The sequence below is a fragment of the Stenotrophomonas maltophilia R551-3 genome, from assembly GCF_000020665.1.
Classification (GTDB): domain Bacteria; phylum Pseudomonadota; class Gammaproteobacteria; order Xanthomonadales; family Xanthomonadaceae; genus Stenotrophomonas; species Stenotrophomonas maltophilia_L.
Map to the genome: position 1 here is coordinate 209,592 of NC_011071.1, position 17,496 is coordinate 227,087.

A 17,496-nucleotide genomic window follows, 5' to 3' on the forward strand; every position below is an offset into this window, starting at 1 on the left:
AGTCACCGCTGACCTGCTGCGCGATTGCCTCGCCAATCGCTCGCGACGGACAGCGATGATCTTCCAAGTGTCCAAGGGCCGGTTCTACCGGCCCTTTCTACAGGTGCGATCCGATGTCCCAGCTTCCCGGTTACCCCGCCCACCCGCAGCGCTTCGAGGTCCGCCCCGGCCTGTCGATGAACTATCTCGACGAAGGCCCGCGCGACGGCGAGGTGGTGGTGATGGTGCACGGCAACCCGTCGTGGAGCTATTACTGGCGCACGCTGGTGGCCGGCCTGTCGGACACGTACCGCTGCATCGTGCCGGACCACATCGGCATGGGCCTGTCGGACAAGCCCGATGACAGCCGCTACGAGTACACGCTGCAGTCGCGCGTGGACGATCTCGACGCGCTGCTGAAGCACCTGGGCATCACCGGTCCGGTGACCCTGGCCGTGCATGACTGGGGCGGCATGATCGGTTTCGGCTGGGCGCTGTCGCACCACGACCAGGTGAAGCGCCTGGTGGTGCTCAACACCGCTGCGTTCCCGATGCCGGCGGCGAAGAAGATGCCGTGGCAGATCGCGCTGGGCCGCCACTGGAAGATCGGCGAGTGGATCATCCGCACATTCAACGCCTTCTCGTCCGGTGCCTCGTGGCTGGGCGTGGAGCGGAAGATGCCGGCCGACGTGCGCCGCGCGTACGTGTCGCCGTACAACAGCTACGCCAACCGCATCAGCACCATCCGCTTCATGCAGGACATTCCGCTGTCGCCGGCCGACAAGGCCTGGTCGCTGCTGGAGCGTGCCGGCAAGGCGCTGCCGTCGTTCGCCGACCGCCCGGCCTTCCTCGGCTGGGGCCTGCGCGACTTCGTGTTCGACCATCACTTCCTGAAGGGCTTCCAGGCCGCGCTGCCGCAGGCCCAGGTGCATGCCTTCGAGGACGCCGGGCATTACGTGCTGGAAGACAGGCACGAAGTGCTAGTGCCGGAAATCCGCGCGTTCCTGGACAAGAACCCGATCTGAGAGGTGTGCCGACCAACGGTCGGCACCCACCGGAAGAGGAAATGGGTAGGTGCCGACCGTTGGTCGGCACACCCGAAGGGTTCATGAGGTTGCCGGCCAGCGGCCGGCACTATCACTACGCCGCGATCGGCGCCTGCGGTGACGGGCTGTTGCCGTTGTCGTCCGGGTGGTCGTCGTCGTTGCCCGCTTCGTCGCGCCAGCGCCAGTCGGCCAGGGTCAACGGATCCAGGCCATAGGCGATGCGCGCCTTGTCGCACTGCGGGCTGGCCTTGCCGTACTCCCACGATGCATCCACTTCGCGGCACACGCTGGGCCGGTTGGGGTGGATGGTGCAGCGTGAATACACGCCGATCTGCGCATCCAGCGCCACGCAGCGCACCGGCTTGGAGTGGGTGCCGCGCATGCACAGGCGATGCGGATCGAGCACCTCGGTCAGCTGGTGGGGGACGCCGCCGGGCGTGACCTCGTCCGATTCCATCCAGTGGAAGGCCACGCGGTATTGAGTGCAGCAGGCGCCGCAGGTCATGCAGGGATGTTGCATGGGCAAGCCGCCTCGGGCGGCAGTCGGAATCAGGAACGAGGGTGCGGATTTTCCACGAAGTGGGCCGCCGCGCAAGAAATTCCGTAAGCGGCGACAATGAACGGATGAACCGACCCTGCAATATTGCGGCCCGTTTGCCTGAACTGGCGCGTGAACGGCCCGACCAGATCGCCATCCGCTGCCCGGGCCGCCGTGGTGCCGGCAACGGCATGGCCGCCTACGACGTGACCCTGGATTACCGCCAGCTGGACGCCCGCAGCGACGCCATGGCGGCTGGCCTGGCCGGCTACGGGATCGGCCGCGGGGTGCGCACGGTGGTGATGGTGCGGCCGTCGCCGGAGTTCTTCCTGTTGATGTTTGCCCTGTTCAAACTGGGCGCGGTGCCGGTGCTGGTCGACCCGGGCATCGACAAGCGCGCGCTGAAGCAGTGCCTGGACGAGGCGCAGCCGGAAGCCTTCATCGGCATTCCGCTGGCCCATGTGGCGCGGCTGGTGCTGCGCTGGGCACCGTCGGCAACCCGTCTGGTCACCGTCGGTCGGCGCCTGGGCTGGGGCGGAACCACTCTGGCCGCGCTGGAACGCGCTGGCGCCAACGGGGGGCCGATGCTGGCCGCTACCGATGGCGAGGACATGGCCGCGATCCTGTTCACCAGCGGCTCGACCGGCGTGCCCAAGGGCGTGGTTTACCGCCACCGCCACTTTGTCGGCCAGATCCAGCTGCTGGGCAGCGCCTTCGGCATGGAAGCGGGCGGCGTGGACCTGCCGACCTTCCCGCCGTTTGCCTTGTTCGACCCGGCGCTGGGCCTGACCTCGGTGATTCCGGACATGGACCCGACCCGGCCGGCGCAGGCCGACCCTGCGCGGCTGCATGACGCGATCCAGCGCTTCGGGGTGACCCAGCTGTTCGGCTCGCCGGCGCTGATGCGGGTGTTGGCCCGCCACGGCCGGCCCCTGCCAACGGTGACCCGGGTGACCTCGGCCGGTGCGCCGGTGCCGCCGGATGTGGTCGCTACCATCCGCAGTCTGCTGCCCGCCGATGCGCAGTTCTGGACCCCGTATGGCGCCACCGAATGCTTGCCGGTGGCGGTGGTGGAGGGCCGCGAGCTGGAGCGCACCCGTGCTGCTACCGAGGCCGGCGCCGGTACCTGCGTGGGCAGCGTGGTCGAGCCGAACGAGGTGCGCATCATCGCCATCGATGACGCACCGCTGCCGGACTGGTCGCAGGCGCGTGTGCTGTTCACCGGCGAGGTGGGCGAGATCACCGTGGCCGGACCGACCGCCACCGACAGCTACTTCAACCGCCCGCAGGCCACCGCGGCGGCGAAGATCAGCGAGACCTTGGCTGATGGCAGCGTGCGCGTCGTGCATCGCATGGGCGACGTCGGCTACTTCGATGCGCAGGGTCGTCTGTGGTTCTGCGGGCGCAAGACCCATCGGGTGGAAACCGCGCATGGGCCGCTGTACACCGAGCAGGTCGAGCCGGTGTTCAATACCGTGCCCGGGGTTGCGCGCACGGCGCTGGTCGGTGTTGGTCCGGCCGGTGCGCAGGTGCCGGTGCTGTGCGTGGAGCTGCAACGTGGTCAGTCAGACAGCCCGGCGCTGCAGGAAGCGCTGCGTGCGCACGCAGCAGCCCGCGCGCCAGAAGCCGGCCTGCAGCACTTCCTGGTGCATCCGGCGTTCCCCGTTGATATCCGTCACAACGCCAAGATCGGCCGCGAGAAGCTCGCCGTCTGGGCCAGCACCGAACTGGAGAAGCGCGCATGAAGATCCTGGTCACCGGTGGTGGTGGTTTCCTTGGCCAGGCGCTGTGCCGCGGTCTGGTCGAACGTGGCCACCAGGTGCTGGCGTTCAACCGCAGCCACTACCCGGAACTGCAGGCCATGGGCGTGGGCCAGATCCGCGGCGATCTGGCCGATGCGCAGGCGGTGCTGCACGCGGTGGCCGGCGTCGATGCGGTATTCCACAACGGTGCGAAGGCCGGCGCCTGGGGCAGCTATGACAGCTACCACCAGGCCAACGTGGTCGGCACCGACAACGTCATCGCGGCCTGTCGTGCACATGACATCAGCCGCTTGGTCTACACCTCCACGCCCAGCGTGACCCACCGCGCCACCCATCCGGTGGAAGGCCTTGGTGCCGACGACGTGCCATACGGCGAGGACTTCCAGGCGCCGTATGCGGCGACCAAGGCGATCGCCGAACAGCGCGTGCTGGCCGCCAACGATGCAACGCTGGCCACGGTGGCGCTGCGCCCGCGCCTGATCTGGGGCCCGGGCGACCAGCAGCTGGTGCCCCGCCTGGCCGAACGCGCACGGCAGGGGCGCCTGCGCCTGGTCGGCGATGGCAACAACAAGGTCGATACCACCTACATCGACAACGCCGCGCTCGCGCATTTCCTCGCCTTGGATGCACTGGCACCGGGTGCGGCCTGTGCGGGCAGGGCGTACTTCATTTCCAACGGCGAGCCGCTGCCGATGCGCGAGCTGGTCAACAAGCTGCTGGCCGCTGTGGGTGCGCCGACGGTGGACAAGGCGATCAGCTTCAAGACCGCTTATCGCATTGGTGCGGTCTGCGAACGGCTGTGGCCGCTGCTGCGCCTGCGCGGCGAGCCGCCGTTGACCCGCTTCCTGGCCGAGCAGCTGTGCACGCCGCACTGGTACAGCATGGAGCCGGCACGCCGGGACTTCGGTTACGTGCCGCAGGTCAGCATTGAAGAAGGGCTGCGCAGGCTGAAGGCTTCATCTGCCGCATAGATCGCCGTCACTGGCTGCACACCGCCAGATCGGGAGTATGGACCCACGCCATCCAACGGCCCGGACATCTGCGAGGAGCGCCATGCTGCATTACGCCGTCATCTTTTTCGTCATCGCCATCATCGCCGCCGTGCTCGGCTTCTCCGGCATCGCCGGTGCTGCCAGCAACATTGCCTGGATCCTGTTCGTTGTGTTCCTGGTACTGGCAGTGATTTCGATGTTCCGCAAGCGCGGCTAGAAGACCGCAGGGTAGTGCCGGCCGCTGGCCGGCACTGCTCTTTCCGGTGGGTGCCGACCGTTGGTCGGCACGCCATCGTCTGGTAGGTGCCCACCTTGGTCGGCACGCCATTTGTAGAGTCGAGCCCTGCTCGACTGCTCTTCATGAGTCGAACATGGCTCGACTCTACAGAGACACAGAGCGCCCCTACACAGCGCTGTGCAATCCGCGATCGGCTGCATGGCGCTCCAGCGCCAGTTCGATCAGGCGGGTAATCAACGTCGTGTAATCCACACCGCTGGCGCCCCACAGCTTCGGGTACATGCTGATGCGGGTGAAGCCCGGCAGCGTGTTGACCTCGTTGATGACGATCTCACCGTCTGCGGTGAGGAACACATCCACGCGCGCCATGCCTGCGCACTCCAGCGCCTGGTAGGCCTGCAGCGCGATCTGCTGGATACGCGCCTGCGTATCGGCATCGATATCCGCTGGCACCACCACCTCGGCGCCATCCTCGTTGATGTACTTGGTGTCGTAGGCGTAGAACTCGTCGTGCACCACCACCTCGCCGCACAGGCTGGCCTGCGGAAGCGTGTTGCCCAGCACCGCGCACTCGATCTCGCGACCGACCACCGCCGATTCGACCAGCACCTTGTGGTCGTAGCGCAGCGCCAGTTCCAGTGCCCCGGCGAAACCCGCCGCGTCCTTCACCTTGCTCACGCCCACCGACGAACCCTGGTTGGCCGGCTTCACGAACAACGGCAGGCCGAGCTGCGCAATCACCGCATCGACATCGACTGCCGCCGCCTGATGGCGACGGATGCACAGCCACGGTGCAACCTTCAGCCCGGCGTCGCGCAGCAGACGCTTGGTCACGTCCTTGTCCATCGCCACCGCCGAGCCCAGCACCGGCGAACCGACGAAGGGCAGGTTGGCCATGCGCAGCAGGCCCTGCAACGCACCGTCCTCGCCCAGCGGCCCATGCACGATCGGCAGCACCACATCGATCTGTCCCAGCGCACTGGCTGCATCGGACGGCTGCAGTTGTGACTGCTCGGCACCCGGGCGTACCGCCAGCGACGTGCCGGACCGATGCAGCGCGATGCGCGACGGATCATCGGCATTGATCAGGAAGGTATCCGGCTGGCTCAGATGCCACTGGCCCTGCTTGTCGATGCCGACCAGCACCGGCTCGAAGCGCTCGCGATTAAGCGCATCGAGGATGTTCTTCGCCGACTGCAGTGAAACTTCGTGCTCGGAAGACTTGCCACCGAAGATGATGCCGACCCGGGTCCGTGCCATGGTGTTGCGATGTCCTGTGCGTTGCGTGGCCGTACAGCATGAACCTTCCATTGCCGCACAGGTGAGGCACAGATGAACCGCCTGGCAGCCGGCTCGAGTAGCGGCCAACCTTGGTTGGCACCCCCGGAAATCCAGCGCCGACCAAGGTCGACATCTACCAACGCGAGATGCCATCAGCATTGGGGTCAGAGCCCGTTGCGCAGCAACGGGATCCGACCCCGGATAGTCCGACAGATCGCAGGAACCTGTCGAAGGCGGGGTGGGTCCGGTTGCGGGAGTGTCCGCGGCATGGGCCCGAGGCATGCCTCGGGCGGGTTGGGCAGGACGCCCAACCCCGGTCTTGCCGTGTGCGCAGGACAGCGCACATGAGCAAGCCGCGGCCAAGCCCCCAGGGACGGGTTTACGGCGTCCCCCGTAACCGGACCCACCCCGCCATCCCACGGAATGCACGCTGTTGCTTCGGCTGTTGCTGTTGCTGTTGCCGTTGCCTCTGCGGGTGCCGGGCGGCAGCCCGGCCCAAGCCCCCCACCCACGCAGGTAGAATGCGCACATGGCTCTCTCCCTGCTCAAGTCCCTCAAGCCGGTCGCTGGCCGCGCCCTGCAGATCGCCCTGAACCGCGCGCTGGCGCTGGATCCGGATACCCGCCATGCACTGGCCAGCCTCGACGGCCGGCACATCGACCTGACCCTGGAAGCGCCCTCGCTGGCGATGCGCATCAGCGTCGATGGCGACCAGCTGCGGGTTGGCCCGGTGGACGCACAGGAAGCCGACCTGGCCGTGCGCAGCAGCCTGGCCGGCGTGCTGGCGCAGCTGCCGCTGCTGGCCAACGCACGGCGCGGCGACAACAACGGCAAGGGTCGCGTGCGCGTGGCCGGTGATGCCGAACTGGCGCGTCGCCTGCAGCAGCTGGCCAAGGGCTTCGACCCGGACTGGCAGCAGCCCTTCGTCAGCGTGTTCGGCGAGGTGCTGGGCGTGCAGGTGGCCAACACCCTGCGCGGTGCCCTTCAGCACGCGCGCCAGGGCGCGATCGACCTGGCCCACAGCGCCGCCGAATTCATCACCGAGGAATCGCGCGACGTGGTGCCGCGCGCCGAGCTCGATGCCTTCCACGATGACGTGGACGTGTTGCGCGATGACGTCGAGCGACTGGGTGCACGCGTACAGCGCCTGCGGGGTGCCGCATGAAGGCCGTGCTGCGCGCCAGCCGCATCGGCCGGGTGATCCTGCGTTACCGCCTTGACGACCTGTTGCAGGGCACCCCCGCCGAGCGCTGGCTGCGCCTGGCCAAGCCGTTCGTGCCGCGCGCCTCGGCCGACATCGCCGCACAGTCGCGCGGTGCGCGCCTGCGCCTGGCGCTGCAGGATCTGGGCCCGATCTTCGTCAAGTTCGGCCAGATCCTGTCCACCCGCCGCGACCTGGTGCCGCCGGATGTGGCCAATGAACTGACCCTGCTGCAGGACCGGGTCAAGCCGTTCGATGGCGAGACCGCGCGCCGCATCGTCGAGGAAGCGCTGGGCCTGCCGGTCAGCGAAGCCTTCGCCAGCTTCGACACCGAACCGCTGGCCTCGGCGTCGATCGCACAGGTGCACGCGGCCACGCTGGCCGATGGCCGCCAGGTGGTGGTCAAGGTGCTGCGCCCGGGCATCGAGAAGCAGATCGACGCCGATATCGCGTTGCTCAATTCGCTGGCTGCCCTGGTCGAGCGCACCCATCCGCGCGCCGACAAGATTCGCCCGCGCGAAGTGGTGGCCGAGGTCGAGAACACCCTGGCCGCCGAACTGGACCTGCAGCGCGAAGGCGCCAATGCCAGCGTGTTGCGCCGCTTCTGGGAAAACAGCGACGACCTATACGTGCCGGAAGTGATCTGGAGCCACACCGCCGAGCGCGCCCTGACCCTGGAGCGTGTGTGGGGCATCCCCTCCGATGACATCGCTGCACTGGACAAGGCCGGCATCGACCGCAAGGCGCTGGCCGCCAAGGGCGTGCGGGTGTTCTACACCCAGGTGTTCCGCGACAACTTCTTCCATGCCGATGCGCACGCCGGCAACATCTGGGTCGACACCGATCCGGCGCGCCGCGCCAACCCGCGCTTCATCGCGCTGGACTTCGGCATCATGGGCCAGCTCTCGCAGGAAGATCAGTACTACCTGGCCGAGAACTTCATGGCCATCTTCAACCGGGATTACCGCCGCATCGCCGAACTGCACGTGCAGGCGCGCTGGATGCCCGACAACGTGCGCATCGACGATCTCGAAGCCGCCGTGCGCTCGGTGTGCGAGCCGTACTTCACCCGGCCGCTGTCGCAGATCTCGCTGGCCGAAGTGCTGATGAAGCTGTTCCGCGTGGCCCAGCGTTACCAGCTGACCCTGCAGCCGCAGCTGATCCTGCTGCAGAAGACTCTGCTGAACATCGAAGGTGTCGGCCGCCAGCTTGACCCGCAGATCGACATCTGGGCGGTGGCCAAGCCGGTGCTGGCGAAGATCCTGCGCGAACGCTACAGCCCGCGCAGGGTGGTACGCGAGATCGGCAAGCGGCTGCCGGAAATCATGACCCATGCGCCGGACATGCCGCGCCTGGTACATGCCTGGCTGACCCAGCAGGTGGAAGGCCGGCATGAGCTGGCGATGCGTTCGCGCGACCTGGCCGCACTGGATGCCAGCGTGCAGCGCCTGCAGAAGCATGCGGTCGGCGCGATCACCGGTGTCGGCCTGCTGGCCATCGCCGCACTGATGTATGTGCTGCAGCCGCCAGGCTGGTACTGGGGCGACGTGCCGGCGTGGAGCTGGCTGTCCGGTGCGGTCGGCGTAGTGGCGCTGCTGCGTGCTTGGTGGAAGTAGGCCCCATGCTGCAGGCACTCAAGGACGAACTGGTCCGCTTCGGCGCGGACAACGACGCACGCGAAAGCGAGCGCGGCCGGCGCATGCTCAACATCACGCCCGACACCGGCGAATTCCTGTCGGTGCTGGTACGTTTCGGCACTGCGCGCCGGGTACTGGAAATCGGCACCTCCAATGGCTATTCCACGCTGTGGCTGGCCGAAGCGGCAGCCGCCATCGACGGCCACGTGACCACGCTGGAGTACGCCGAGGACAAGGTGGCGATGGCGCGTGACACCTTCGCGCGCAGTGGCCTGGCCGATCGCATCACGCTGGTCCATGGCGATGCCGGGCTCTGGCTGGCGCAGGCTGCCGATGCCTGCATCGACCTGCTGTTCCTCGATTCGGACCGCGGGCAGTACGCCGGCTGGTGGCCGCAGCTGCGCCGCGTGCTGCGTCCCGGTGGCCTGCTGGTGGTGGACAACGCCACTTCGCATGCAGGACAGATGGAGCCGCTGCGTGCGCTGCTGGACGCTGACGAAGACTTCAGCACCAGCCTGGTGCCGGTGGGCAATGGCGAGTTGCTGGCCGTGCGCAACGCCTGACTGCCGCGTTGGCCGCGCCTGATCCGGTAGTGCCGGCCGCTGGCCGGCAACCGCAGCAATCCGACTGCCCGGAGGCCGCCGCCCAGCGGCCGGCTCTACCCCATTCAATGCCCAGCCCCGATAATCCCGCAGTGAGCACCGAACCCGATACCCTCGCCGCGGTCGAGACCGACACCGCGCCCCTGCAGCTGCTGCACCTGGACGAGCGCCTGGCCGTGGTCAACAAGCCTGCCGGGCTGATGGTCCACGACAGCAAGCTGGCCCGCGGCGAAGACGATTTCCTGGCCGACCGCCTTCGCGAGCAGCTGGGTCGCCCGATCTTCCTCGTGCATCGCCTGGACCGGGCCACCAGTGGCTGCCTGCTGCTGGCTTTCGACCGTGACACCGCCAGCCTGCTGGGCAAGGCGCTGATGGGCGGCGAAGTGCTGAAGGACTACCTGACGGTCTGCCGTGGCTGGCCGGCCGAGTTGTCCTGGCGGGTCGACCACGACCTGGACGGTGGCCCGGGCAAGCCGGTGAAGAAGCCGGCAGTGACCGACTTCCAGCGCCTGGCCACCGGCGAGCTGTCAGTGCCGATTGGTGAGTTCACCAGTTCGCGCTATGCGTTGCTGCGCTGCCAGCCGCAGACTGGGCGTTTCCGGCAGATCCGCCGGCACCTCAAGCACCTGTCGCACCACATGATCGGCGACACCAGCCACGGTGATGGCCGGCACAACCGCATCTTCCGCATGCAGGGCGTACACCGCATGCTGCTGCACGCCGAGCGCCTGCGCTTCCCGCACCCGGACGGTGGCACGGTGGACGTGCGTGCGCCGCTGGACGGTGGGTTCCAGAAGGCGCTGGACCTGTTCGGTTGGCAGGTGGACTGAAGGTGGCGCCGGACCATGTCCGGCGGCTTCTGCGATGCAACGACCGCGCTTTGCGCTCGCCGGGCATGGCCCGGCGCTACCGCCTCATTTCTTTTCCGGCTCGTTGACGATCGCTTCCAGGTCCTTCTGCAGGTCCGCGAACAGCGGCTGCATGCGGGCCTGGATCGCCACCATCACGTTCTGCATCAGCGCCGGGGTCTTGTCCAGCAGGCTCTGGCCGGCGGCGCTCTCGTAGAACTCGGCCATCGCCAGCACGTCTTCCTTGCTGAACGTCTTCTTGTACAGGTCCACGTACATCGGGCGCAGCTGCTGCCACGACAGGGCCTGGCGCAGGGTCTGGCTGGTCCGCGCCTGGATCCGCTTCAGCTGCTCCTGCTGCTGGGCGTTGAGCTGGCGCTGCGCGGCCACCTGCTGGAACTGCTGCTGCTGCATCGCCTCGATCTGCGGCAGCATGGTGTCGATCATGCTCTGCGCGCGCGAGGCTGACAGCAGGCGGTTGATGTCGCCATCGGTCGGCGGGGCGGCCAGCGCGGGGGTGCTGGCCACGGCCAGTGCCAGCAGCAGCGCCAGGCGGCGCAGCAGGGACGGCAGGGCGGGTGCGGTGCGGGTCATGCGGGGCTTCCTGCAGTACATGGGACGGCCAGCATACCGGCAGCCAAGGCGAAGGCGGCGTGTTCGGTACCTGATCGGCGGCATACGGTGCGCAATGACGTACTCCATCGCGTGGCTGCCGCTACAATGCGCGGATGGGCAGTGGACCGGTCACCATCAGCGCGCAGCTTGAAATCCCCGACGGCGAGATCGTCGAGCGGTTCGTGCGTGCCAGTGGTGCCGGTGGCCAGAACGTCAACAAGGTCTCCACCGCGGTGGAACTGCGTTTCGATGTGGCCGGCTCGCCCTCGTTGCCCGAACCGTTGCGCGAACGCCTGCTGGCGCGGCGCGACCGGCGCATGACCGGCGAAGGCGTGCTGGTCATCGACGCGCAACGATTCCGTACCCAGGATCGCAATCGCGAGGATGCGCGCGATCGGCTGGCGGCCTTCATCCAGGCCGGGCTGCACGTGCCCAAGCCACGCAAGGCCACCAAGCCGACCCTCGGGTCGAAACTGCGTCGTCTGGACGCCAAACGCGGGCGCGCGCAGGTCAAGCGCGGGCGCTCATCACGTGACTGGGAGTGATTGCTTGAACAACCCGACGCCGTTGCTGCCGGCCATTCCGCCGAACATGCCGCAGGTCAAACCCAACCGCTTCCTGCGCTGGCTGGCGCGCTGCACGCTGCGCATGGGCGGCTGGAAAGTGACCGGCACCCTGCCGGACATCCCGAAGCTGGTCTTCATCATCGCCCCGCATTCGTCCAACTGGGACGGCCTGTGGGGCATGGCGGCCAAGATCGCGCTGGGCATGAAAGTGAAGGTGCTGGGCAAGGCCTCGCTGTTCTGGTGGCCACTGGGCCCCCTGCTGCACAAGCTGGGCGTGATCCCGCTGGACCGCAGTTCGCCGCAGGGCACGGTGGGTCAGGCCGTGGACCTGCTGCGCAACAACGAGAAGATGTGGTTCGCCATCACCCCGGAAGGCACGCGCAAGGCGGTGAAGGACTGGAAGGCCGGTTTCCTGAAGATCGCGCGGATGGCTGACGTGCCGGTTCTGGCCGCGTATTTCCATTATCCGGAAAAGATCATCGGCATCGGCCCGGTGTTCCATCCCAGCGGTGACGACGCGGCCGACATGGCGGCGATCCGCGAGTTCTACCGGCCCTGGATCGGCAAGACCCGCGGCACGGTCTGAGCCGGCCGCGCGCCGCTGCCTAGACGCCACGTCCGGCACATGCCGGGCGTGCGCGACAGGAGTAGGGTGGACGGCTGGTGTCCCATACCGTCTGCCCAAGGAGCGTTTTACATGTCGCGTACCGTAGTCCTGGCCGCCGCCATCAGCCTGGCGCTGGCGGCCTGTTCCGGCAAGGAGTCCACCCCCGTGTCCGATGCCCAGAAAGCCCCTGCCCAGCAGCCGGCCGAAGCCTCCACCAACCCGCTGCTGAGCGCCAGCACGCTGCCGTTCCAGGCGCCGCAGTTCGACAAGATCAAGGACAGCGACTACCTGCCGGCCTTCGAAGAAGGCATGCGCCAGCACCTGGCCGATGTCCGCAAGATCGCTGACAACCCTGAGCCGGCCACCTTCGACAACACGCTGGTGGCGATGGAGCGCAGCGGCGAGACCCTGAACCGCGTGTCGCGCATCTTCTTCGGCCTGGTCCAGGCCGACGGCACCGAAGCGCGCCAGAAGATCCAGGAAGACATCGCACCGAAGCTGGCCGCGCACCAGGACGAGATCAACCTCGACCCGAAGCTGTTCGCGCGCGTGAAGTCGCTGTACGACCAGCGTGACACGCTGGAGCTGGACCCGGTGCAGAAGCGCCTGGTCGAGCATTACTACGACGGCCTGGTGCGCGCCGGCGCGCAGCTGTCCGACGCCGACAAGGCGAGCCTGCGCAAGCTCAACGTGGAAGAGACCACCCTCTCCACCCAGTTCCACACCCGCCTGGTGGCCGCTACCGCCGCTGCCGCCGTGGTCGTCGACGATAAGGCCAAGCTGGCCGGCCTGGACGACAATGCGATCAACAACGCTGCGTCTGCCGCCAAGGATCGCAAGCTGGATGGCAAGTTCCTGCTGCCGCTGCAGAACACCACCCAGCAGCCGGTGCTCGGTTCGCTGACCGACCGTGACCAGCGCGCCGCTGTGCTGAAGGCTTCGGAAACCCGCGCCGAGCGTGGCGATGCCAACGACACCCGGCAGACCGTGCAGCGCCTGGCCCAGCTGCGTGCGCAGAAGGCCAAGCTGCTCGGCTTCGACACCTTCGCCGACTACCAGCTGGGCGACCAGATGGCCAAGACCCCGGCCGCTGCGCTCAAGCTGCTGACCGACACCGTGCCGGCCGCCACTGTCAAGGCGCGTGCCGAAGCCGGCGAGATCCAGAAGGTGATCGACGCGCAGAAGGGTGGTTTCCAGGTCGCCGCTTCGGACTGGGACTTCTACGCCGAGCAGGTGCGCAAGGCCAAGTACGATCTGGACGAGTCGCAGATCAAGCCGTACTTCGAACTGGACAACGTGCTGCAGAACGGCGTCTTCTACGCCGCTACCCAGCTGTACGGCATCACCTTCAAGCCGCGTACCGACATTCCGACCTACAACCCGGACATGAAGGTGTACGAAGTGTTCGACAAGGATGGCACCTCGCTGGCCCTGTTCTACACCGACTACTTCAAGCGTGACACCAAGTCCGGCGGCGCGTGGATGGATGTGTTCGTCGAACAGGACGGTCTGACCGGTGCCAAGCCGGTGGTCTACAACGTCTGCAACTTCACCAAGCCGGCCGACGGCCAGCCTGCGCTGATCAGCTTCGACGACGTCACCACGATGTTCCATGAGTTCGGCCATGCGCTGCACGGCATGTTCTCGAACGTGAAGTACCCGTCGATCGCCGGTACCGCCACCTCGCGCGATTTCGTCGAGTTCCCCTCGCAGTTCAACGAGCACTGGGCGCTGGATCCGAAGGTGTTCGCCAACTACGCCAAGCACTACAAGACCGGCGAGGCGATGCCGCAGGAACTGGTCGACAAGATCCTCAAGGCACGCAGCTTCAACCAGGGCTACGCGACCACCGAGTACCTGTCGGCCGCACTGCTCGACCTGGCTTGGCACACGCAGAAGGCTGACGCCCCGCTGCAGGATGTTGGCGCTTTTGAGGCCAGCGCGCTGAAGAAGTTCAAGGTCGACCTGCCGCAGGTGCCGCCGCGTTACCGCACCACCTACTTCGACCACATCTGGGGTGGCGGCTACTCGGCCGGTTACTACGCCTACTTCTGGGCCGAGGTGCTGGACCATGACGCCTACCAGTGGTTCACCGAACACGGTGGCCTGACCGCGGCCAACGGCCAGGAGTTCCGCGACAAGATCCTCTCGCGCGGCAACAGCGTGGAACTGTCGACCCTGTACCGCGATTTCCGCGGCAAGGACCCGTCGGTGGAGCCACTGCTGAAGTTCCGCGGGCTGAAATAACAAAACGAAAACGGCGGGGCAAACCCCGCCGTTTTTTATTATGTAGCGTCGAGCTTGCTCGACTTTCTTCTGTAGAGCCGAGCCCATGCTCGGCTGATGTTTCCTGGAAAGGCAGCCGAGCATGGGCTCGGCTCTACAAAAAACAGCGTTACGTCCCCACATGTACCCGGTTCGCCTGCTCGGCCAGGCCCAGGTGGTCCAGCGCGATATCCAGCGCCAGCACATAGCTCTGCGCACCGTAACCAGCGGCGATGCCCAGGCGCTGGCCGACACCCGCCGGCAGGCACGGCTCGGCCACCGCGCCGTCGTCATGCACTTCCACGTAGGCGTTGTGCAGGTACGGCAGCAGCCGCTGCAGGCGCAGGCTGTTGGCACACGCACCCGGATCCAGCAGCGTCACTTCGCCGCGACTGTGGTCGGCCACGCGCAGCGCGTCCAGCAGCTCCTGTTCCGAACCGCAGGCACGGATCGCGACGCTGGTACCGGCGTCGATCGCGCGATGCACCAGTGACTTGAGTACCGGTGCCGGCAACGGCATTGCCGTGCGGATCAGCGCACCGGCCGCTTCCGGGCCACGGATGATGAAGATCGACATGGCTCAGCCCTCCTGTGCCAGGCGGCGGCTGACAATGGCCAGCGACAACGGGTAACCGGCCTGCTGGCTGCGCTGGTCGACCACCACGGCGGCGGGGCCGTGCTGCAGGCGCAGGCGCGCCTCCAGGCCGGGTTCGGTGGGGGCCTGCAGCTCGATGTACTGCGCCGGCAGCCGTTCCAGCGCCGCCTGCAGCGCGCCACCTTCGGCCTGCCATTGCGCCTCGTCGGCGGCGCCGACATCCAGCAGTACCCAGTCGGCCGAGCGCGCCTGCGGCTGGCACAGGCACTGGCGCACTTCGGACAGGCTGGCGCAGTCGCTGCACAGCACGCGATGGCCGCTCAGTTGCGCCGGCAGCTGCGGACGCGGCGCCGACGAAGATGCGTGGCGGATCACCAGGAGGGTCATACAACACCTTGCGGAATGCGCCCTGTGGCGCGGTGGGCACACGATGCGCGTGGTGGCCGTAAAGGTGCGATGCCCGCTGCCGGGGCGCAGCGTAAAACCTGCGTAACCCGTGCATCGGTAGCGCCGGGCCATGCCCGGTGGCGTGTTGGAACGGCCACGCTGCGCGCTCGCCGGGCATGGCCCGGCGCTACCGGGAACCTCCTGCGCCCGGATGTGGTCTGATAGCGCTACCACTTGCTCGGAGCCTGTCATGGATGCTGTTGCCCGCCCCCCGTTTTCCGAACGCGCGCTGGTCTGGCTGAAGAAGGAGGCGCTGCCGTTGCTGGTGATGCTTGGCCTGCTCGCCGCCGCCCGCGATACCCTCGCCAACCACTACGTGGTGCCCAGCGGCTCGATGCAGCCGACCCTGCAGCCCGGCGACCGGGTGGTGGTGGACATGCGCGCCTATGGCCTGCGCCTGCCGTTTACCGGCAAGGAACTGATGGCGACCGGCACCCCGCAGCGCGGCGAAGTGGCGGTATTCGACTCGCCGGCCGACGGCACCCGCCTGATCAAGCGCGTGGCTGCAGTGGCCGGTGATCATGTGCAGCTGCGCGAAGGCCATCTGAGCATCAACGGCCAGCCGCTGCAGATCGCCGACCTGCAGGACGTGGAAGCCTTCGGCGACCGCCATGCCAGCCTCGACCTGGACATGGGCGGCGGCCCGGACATCGCTGACCTGGTGGTGCCGGACGGCAAGGTACTGGTGCTGGGTGACCACCGTGGCAACAGCTTCGATGGCCGCTTCTTCGGCTTCGTCGACGCCGACAAGGTCTATGGGCGCGCCGTGGCGGTGTACTACCGCCGGGGTGCCGGCTTCGAATGGCAGCGTCTGTAAGCTGAATTGATACTTTTAATGTATCAATCCTGACCTATCAGGTTATGGATCGACTGGATGGACGGGCCTAGTCTGGGGCCCGTTCCCTCCCACGCCCGGCCGCCCCACCGGCCCATCGATCCCATGACTGGCGAAACCGTGGTGGCCGTCGAAGGCCGCCCCTCCACCGTCGATTCCATCGCCGAGACCCGCATCCAGCAGGGCACACCGGCCTTCCGCCGCACCGCGCTCGCGTTGTTCCTGGCCGGTTTCTCCACCTTCGGCCTGCTCTACACGGTGCAGCCGCTGCTGCCGGAGTTCAGCCGTCATTTCGGCGTGTCCGCCGCCGGCAGCGCGATGTCGCTGTCGTTGACCACCGGCACGCTGGCAGTGGCGATGCTGCTGGCCGGCCTGCTCTCCGATGCGGTCGGCCGCCGCCCGATGATGATCGTCGCGCTGCTGGCCTCGGCCACGCTGTCGCTGTGCACGGCACTGGTGGATGACTGGACCACGCTGCTGGTACTGCGCACCCTGCTCGGCCTGGCGTTGAGCGGCGTGCCGGCAGTGGCGATGACCTACCTGGTCGAGGAAATGGACAGCCGCGCGCTGGGCCTGGCGATGGGCCTGTACATCGGCGGCAATGCCATTGGTGGCATGAGCGGGCGCCTGCTGGCCGGCATCATCGCCGACCACTGGGGCTGGCGCTGGGGCATCGGCGTCGTCTCAATCATCGCCATCGCCAGTACCGTCCTGCTCTGGCTGCAGCTGCCGCCGTCGCGCCACTTCCACCCGCGCCGCGATGGCCTGCGCCAATTGCCGTCGCGCTGGCGCACGCTGTTCGCCGACCCGGGCCTGCCGTGGCTGTTCGCTACCTCGTTCGTGCTGATGGGCGTGTTCGTCACCCTCTACAACTATCTCGGCTATCACCTGCTGGCGCCGCCGTACCACCTCAGCCAGACCGTGGTCGGGCTGATCTTCAGCGTGTACCTGGTGGGTACCTTCAGTTCGGCGTGGATGGGCCAGCAGGCCACGCGCTACGGTCGCGGCCGCATCCTGTCGATCTCGTTCGCGTTGATCGGTGCCGGCATCGTGCTGCTGGCGATGCCGTGGCTGAGCGCGATGGCACTCGGTATCGCGCTGGTCACGTTTGGGTTCTTCGGCGGCCATTCGGTGGCCAGCAGCTGGGTCGGCAGCCGCGCAGGTGCAATGCGCGCGGAAGCCTCGGCGCTGTATCTGTTTGCCTACTATCTGGGTTCCAGCGTGCTCGGTGCTGTCGGCGGCCTGGCCTATGCGGCGTGGGACTGGCTGGGCGTGTGCGTGTTCGCTGCCGTGTTGACCCTGATCGGCGGAGGTATTGTGTGGGCGCTGCAGCAGCGCGCCCAGCAGCCGCTGACGGCGTGATCCTGCTCTGGTAGATGCCGACCTTGGTCGGCGCTGTGGCCGTGGGCCAACCAAGGTTGGCCACTACCGGGTGGGTTGC

General features: G+C 67.3%; 18 protein-coding genes. 13 read left to right on the forward strand and 5 right to left on the reverse strand.

Annotated elements, in window-relative coordinates; genetic code table 11:
* The first annotated feature begins 113 nt into the window (after nt 1-113).
* Entirely contained in the window at nt 114-1,004 is an 891-nt protein-coding gene (locus tag SMAL_RS00845) for an alpha/beta fold hydrolase (RefSeq protein WP_012509723.1), read from the forward strand.
* A gap of 115 nt (nt 1,005-1,119) precedes the next feature.
* Here SMAL_RS00845 and SMAL_RS00850 read toward each other — a convergent pair whose 3' ends face one another.
* Complete coding sequence (locus SMAL_RS00850) at nt 1,120-1,545, reverse strand: YkgJ family cysteine cluster protein (protein ID WP_004135417.1); 426 nt, start codon at nt 1,543-1,545, stop codon at nt 1,120-1,122.
* A gap of 104 nt (nt 1,546-1,649) precedes the next feature.
* Between SMAL_RS00850 and oleC the strand changes: the two genes are divergently transcribed.
* The 3 genes from oleC (at nt 1,650) to SMAL_RS20690 (ending at nt 4,535) form a co-directional block, all read left to right on the forward strand.
* Nucleotides 1,650-3,308, forward strand: a complete 1,659-nt coding sequence (gene oleC / locus SMAL_RS00855; RefSeq protein ID WP_012509724.1) for an olefin beta-lactone synthetase — start codon at nt 1,650-1,652, stop codon at nt 3,306-3,308.
* On the forward strand, nt 3,305-4,297 hold the full coding sequence (gene oleD, locus SMAL_RS00860; protein ID WP_012509725.1) for a 2-alkyl-3-oxoalkanoate reductase: 993 nt from the start codon (nt 3,305-3,307) through the stop codon (nt 4,295-4,297). Before oleC ends, oleD begins: the two co-directional genes overlap by 4 nt.
* Nucleotides 4,298-4,379: 82 nt before the next feature.
* Nucleotides 4,380-4,535 carry a DUF1328 domain-containing protein gene (locus SMAL_RS20690; protein ID WP_004153593.1) on the forward strand — a complete coding sequence of 52 codons (156 nt, stop codon included), beginning with the start codon at nt 4,380-4,382 and terminating at the stop codon, nt 4,533-4,535.
* A 186-nt stretch (nt 4,536-4,721) separates the two neighbouring features.
* Here the strand turns inward: SMAL_RS20690 and ddlA are convergent, their stop codons facing one another.
* Entirely contained in the window at nt 4,722-5,816 is a 1,095-nt protein-coding gene (gene ddlA / locus SMAL_RS00870) for a D-alanine--D-alanine ligase (protein ID WP_012509726.1), read from the reverse strand.
* Nucleotides 5,817-6,366: 550 nt separating this feature from the next.
* On the opposite strand from ddlA, the gene SMAL_RS00875 reads away from it, so the two are divergent.
* From SMAL_RS00875 to SMAL_RS00890, 4 genes are all read left to right on the forward strand, one after another.
* Nucleotides 6,367-7,002 carry a ubiquinone biosynthesis accessory factor UbiJ gene (locus tag SMAL_RS00875; protein ID WP_012509727.1) on the forward strand — a complete coding sequence of 212 codons (636 nt, stop codon included), beginning with the start codon at nt 6,367-6,369 and terminating at the stop codon, nt 7,000-7,002.
* Nucleotides 6,999-8,654, forward strand: coding sequence for a ubiquinone biosynthesis regulatory protein kinase UbiB (ubiB, locus tag SMAL_RS00880; RefSeq protein WP_012509728.1), 1,656 nt, complete (start codon nt 6,999-7,001; stop codon nt 8,652-8,654). Before SMAL_RS00875 ends, ubiB begins: the two co-directional genes overlap by 4 nt.
* Nucleotides 8,655-8,659: 5 nt before the next feature.
* Nucleotides 8,660-9,238 (forward strand): O-methyltransferase, encoded by a 579-nt coding sequence (locus tag SMAL_RS00885; RefSeq protein ID WP_012509729.1) that lies wholly within the window; start codon nt 8,660-8,662, stop codon nt 9,236-9,238.
* Nucleotides 9,239-9,345: 107 nt separating this feature from the next.
* Nucleotides 9,346-10,107, forward strand: a complete 762-nt coding sequence (locus tag SMAL_RS00890) for a pseudouridine synthase (protein WP_012509730.1) — start codon at nt 9,346-9,348, stop codon at nt 10,105-10,107.
* Between the two features lie 84 nt (nt 10,108-10,191).
* Here SMAL_RS00890 and SMAL_RS00895 read toward each other — a convergent pair whose 3' ends face one another.
* Nucleotides 10,192-10,719, reverse strand: a complete 528-nt coding sequence (locus SMAL_RS00895; protein ID WP_004135613.1) for a DUF2059 domain-containing protein — start codon at nt 10,717-10,719, stop codon at nt 10,192-10,194.
* Nucleotides 10,720-10,853: 134 nt separating this feature from the next.
* Here SMAL_RS00895 and arfB point away from each other — a divergent pair, with 134 nt between their 5' ends.
* From arfB to dcp, 3 genes are all read left to right on the forward strand, one after another.
* Nucleotides 10,854-11,285, forward strand: coding sequence for an alternative ribosome rescue aminoacyl-tRNA hydrolase ArfB (arfB, locus tag SMAL_RS00900; protein ID WP_004135621.1), 432 nt, complete (start codon nt 10,854-10,856; stop codon nt 11,283-11,285).
* Between the two features lie 4 nt (nt 11,286-11,289).
* Nucleotides 11,290-11,892, forward strand: a complete 603-nt coding sequence (locus tag SMAL_RS00905; RefSeq protein ID WP_012509731.1) for a lysophospholipid acyltransferase family protein — start codon at nt 11,290-11,292, stop codon at nt 11,890-11,892.
* 111 nt (nt 11,893-12,003) lie between these two features.
* Entirely contained in the window at nt 12,004-14,160 is a 2,157-nt protein-coding gene (gene dcp / locus SMAL_RS00910; protein WP_012509732.1) for a peptidyl-dipeptidase Dcp, read from the forward strand.
* Nucleotides 14,161-14,308: 148 nt separating this feature from the next.
* Here dcp and SMAL_RS00915 read toward each other — a convergent pair whose 3' ends face one another.
* Nucleotides 14,309-14,755: a 3-dehydroquinate dehydratase gene (locus SMAL_RS00915; RefSeq protein ID WP_004153636.1), complete on the reverse strand. Its 447-nt coding sequence runs from the start codon at nt 14,753-14,755 to the stop codon at nt 14,309-14,311.
* 3 nt (nt 14,756-14,758) lie between these two features.
* Complete coding sequence (locus tag SMAL_RS00920; RefSeq protein WP_012509733.1) at nt 14,759-15,160, reverse strand: hypothetical protein; 402 nt, start codon at nt 15,158-15,160, stop codon at nt 14,759-14,761.
* Nucleotides 15,161-15,410: 250 nt separating this feature from the next.
* Between SMAL_RS00920 and lepB the strand changes: the two genes are divergently transcribed.
* Together lepB and SMAL_RS00930 are read left to right on the forward strand one after the other, a co-directional pair.
* Nucleotides 15,411-16,037 (forward strand): signal peptidase I, encoded by a 627-nt coding sequence (gene lepB / locus SMAL_RS00925; RefSeq protein ID WP_012509734.1) that lies wholly within the window; start codon nt 15,411-15,413, stop codon nt 16,035-16,037.
* A gap of 123 nt (nt 16,038-16,160) precedes the next feature.
* Nucleotides 16,161-17,417 (forward strand): MFS transporter, encoded by a 1,257-nt coding sequence (locus tag SMAL_RS00930; RefSeq protein ID WP_041864457.1) that lies wholly within the window; start codon nt 16,161-16,163, stop codon nt 17,415-17,417.
* Nucleotides 17,418-17,496: the final 79 nt, after the last annotated feature.

Excerpts from the sequence above, each read along its gene's own strand:
- SMAL_RS00845 (WP_012509723.1), top strand. The coding sequence starts at position 114 with ATGTCCCAGCTTCCCGGTTACCCCGCCCACCCGCAGCGCTTCGAGGTC.
- SMAL_RS00850 (WP_004135417.1), bottom strand. The coding sequence starts at position 1,545 with ATGCAACATCCCTGCATGACCTGCGGCGCCTGCTGCACTCAATACCGC.
- oleC (WP_012509724.1), top strand. The coding sequence starts at position 1,650 with ATGAACCGACCCTGCAATATTGCGGCCCGTTTGCCTGAACTGGCGCGT.
- oleD (WP_012509725.1), top strand. The coding sequence starts at position 3,305 with ATGAAGATCCTGGTCACCGGTGGTGGTGGTTTCCTTGGCCAGGCGCTG.
- SMAL_RS20690 (WP_004153593.1), top strand. The coding sequence starts at position 4,380 with ATGCTGCATTACGCCGTCATCTTTTTCGTCATCGCCATCATCGCCGCC.
- ddlA (WP_012509726.1), bottom strand. The coding sequence starts at position 5,816 with ATGGCACGGACCCGGGTCGGCATCATCTTCGGTGGCAAGTCTTCCGAG.
- SMAL_RS00875 (WP_012509727.1), top strand. The coding sequence starts at position 6,367 with ATGGCTCTCTCCCTGCTCAAGTCCCTCAAGCCGGTCGCTGGCCGCGCC.
- ubiB (WP_012509728.1), top strand. The coding sequence starts at position 6,999 with ATGAAGGCCGTGCTGCGCGCCAGCCGCATCGGCCGGGTGATCCTGCGT.
- SMAL_RS00885 (WP_012509729.1), top strand. The coding sequence starts at position 8,660 with ATGCTGCAGGCACTCAAGGACGAACTGGTCCGCTTCGGCGCGGACAAC.
- SMAL_RS00890 (WP_012509730.1), top strand. The coding sequence starts at position 9,346 with ATGCCCAGCCCCGATAATCCCGCAGTGAGCACCGAACCCGATACCCTC.
- SMAL_RS00895 (WP_004135613.1), bottom strand. The coding sequence starts at position 10,719 with ATGACCCGCACCGCACCCGCCCTGCCGTCCCTGCTGCGCCGCCTGGCG.
- arfB (WP_004135621.1), top strand. The coding sequence starts at position 10,854 with ATGGGCAGTGGACCGGTCACCATCAGCGCGCAGCTTGAAATCCCCGAC.
- dcp (WP_012509732.1), top strand. The coding sequence starts at position 12,004 with ATGTCGCGTACCGTAGTCCTGGCCGCCGCCATCAGCCTGGCGCTGGCG.
- SMAL_RS00915 (WP_004153636.1), bottom strand. The coding sequence starts at position 14,755 with ATGTCGATCTTCATCATCCGTGGCCCGGAAGCGGCCGGTGCGCTGATC.
- SMAL_RS00920 (WP_012509733.1), bottom strand. The coding sequence starts at position 15,160 with ATGACCCTCCTGGTGATCCGCCACGCATCTTCGTCGGCGCCGCGTCCG.
- lepB (WP_012509734.1), top strand. The coding sequence starts at position 15,411 with ATGGATGCTGTTGCCCGCCCCCCGTTTTCCGAACGCGCGCTGGTCTGG.
- SMAL_RS00930 (WP_041864457.1), top strand. The coding sequence starts at position 16,161 with ATGACTGGCGAAACCGTGGTGGCCGTCGAAGGCCGCCCCTCCACCGTC.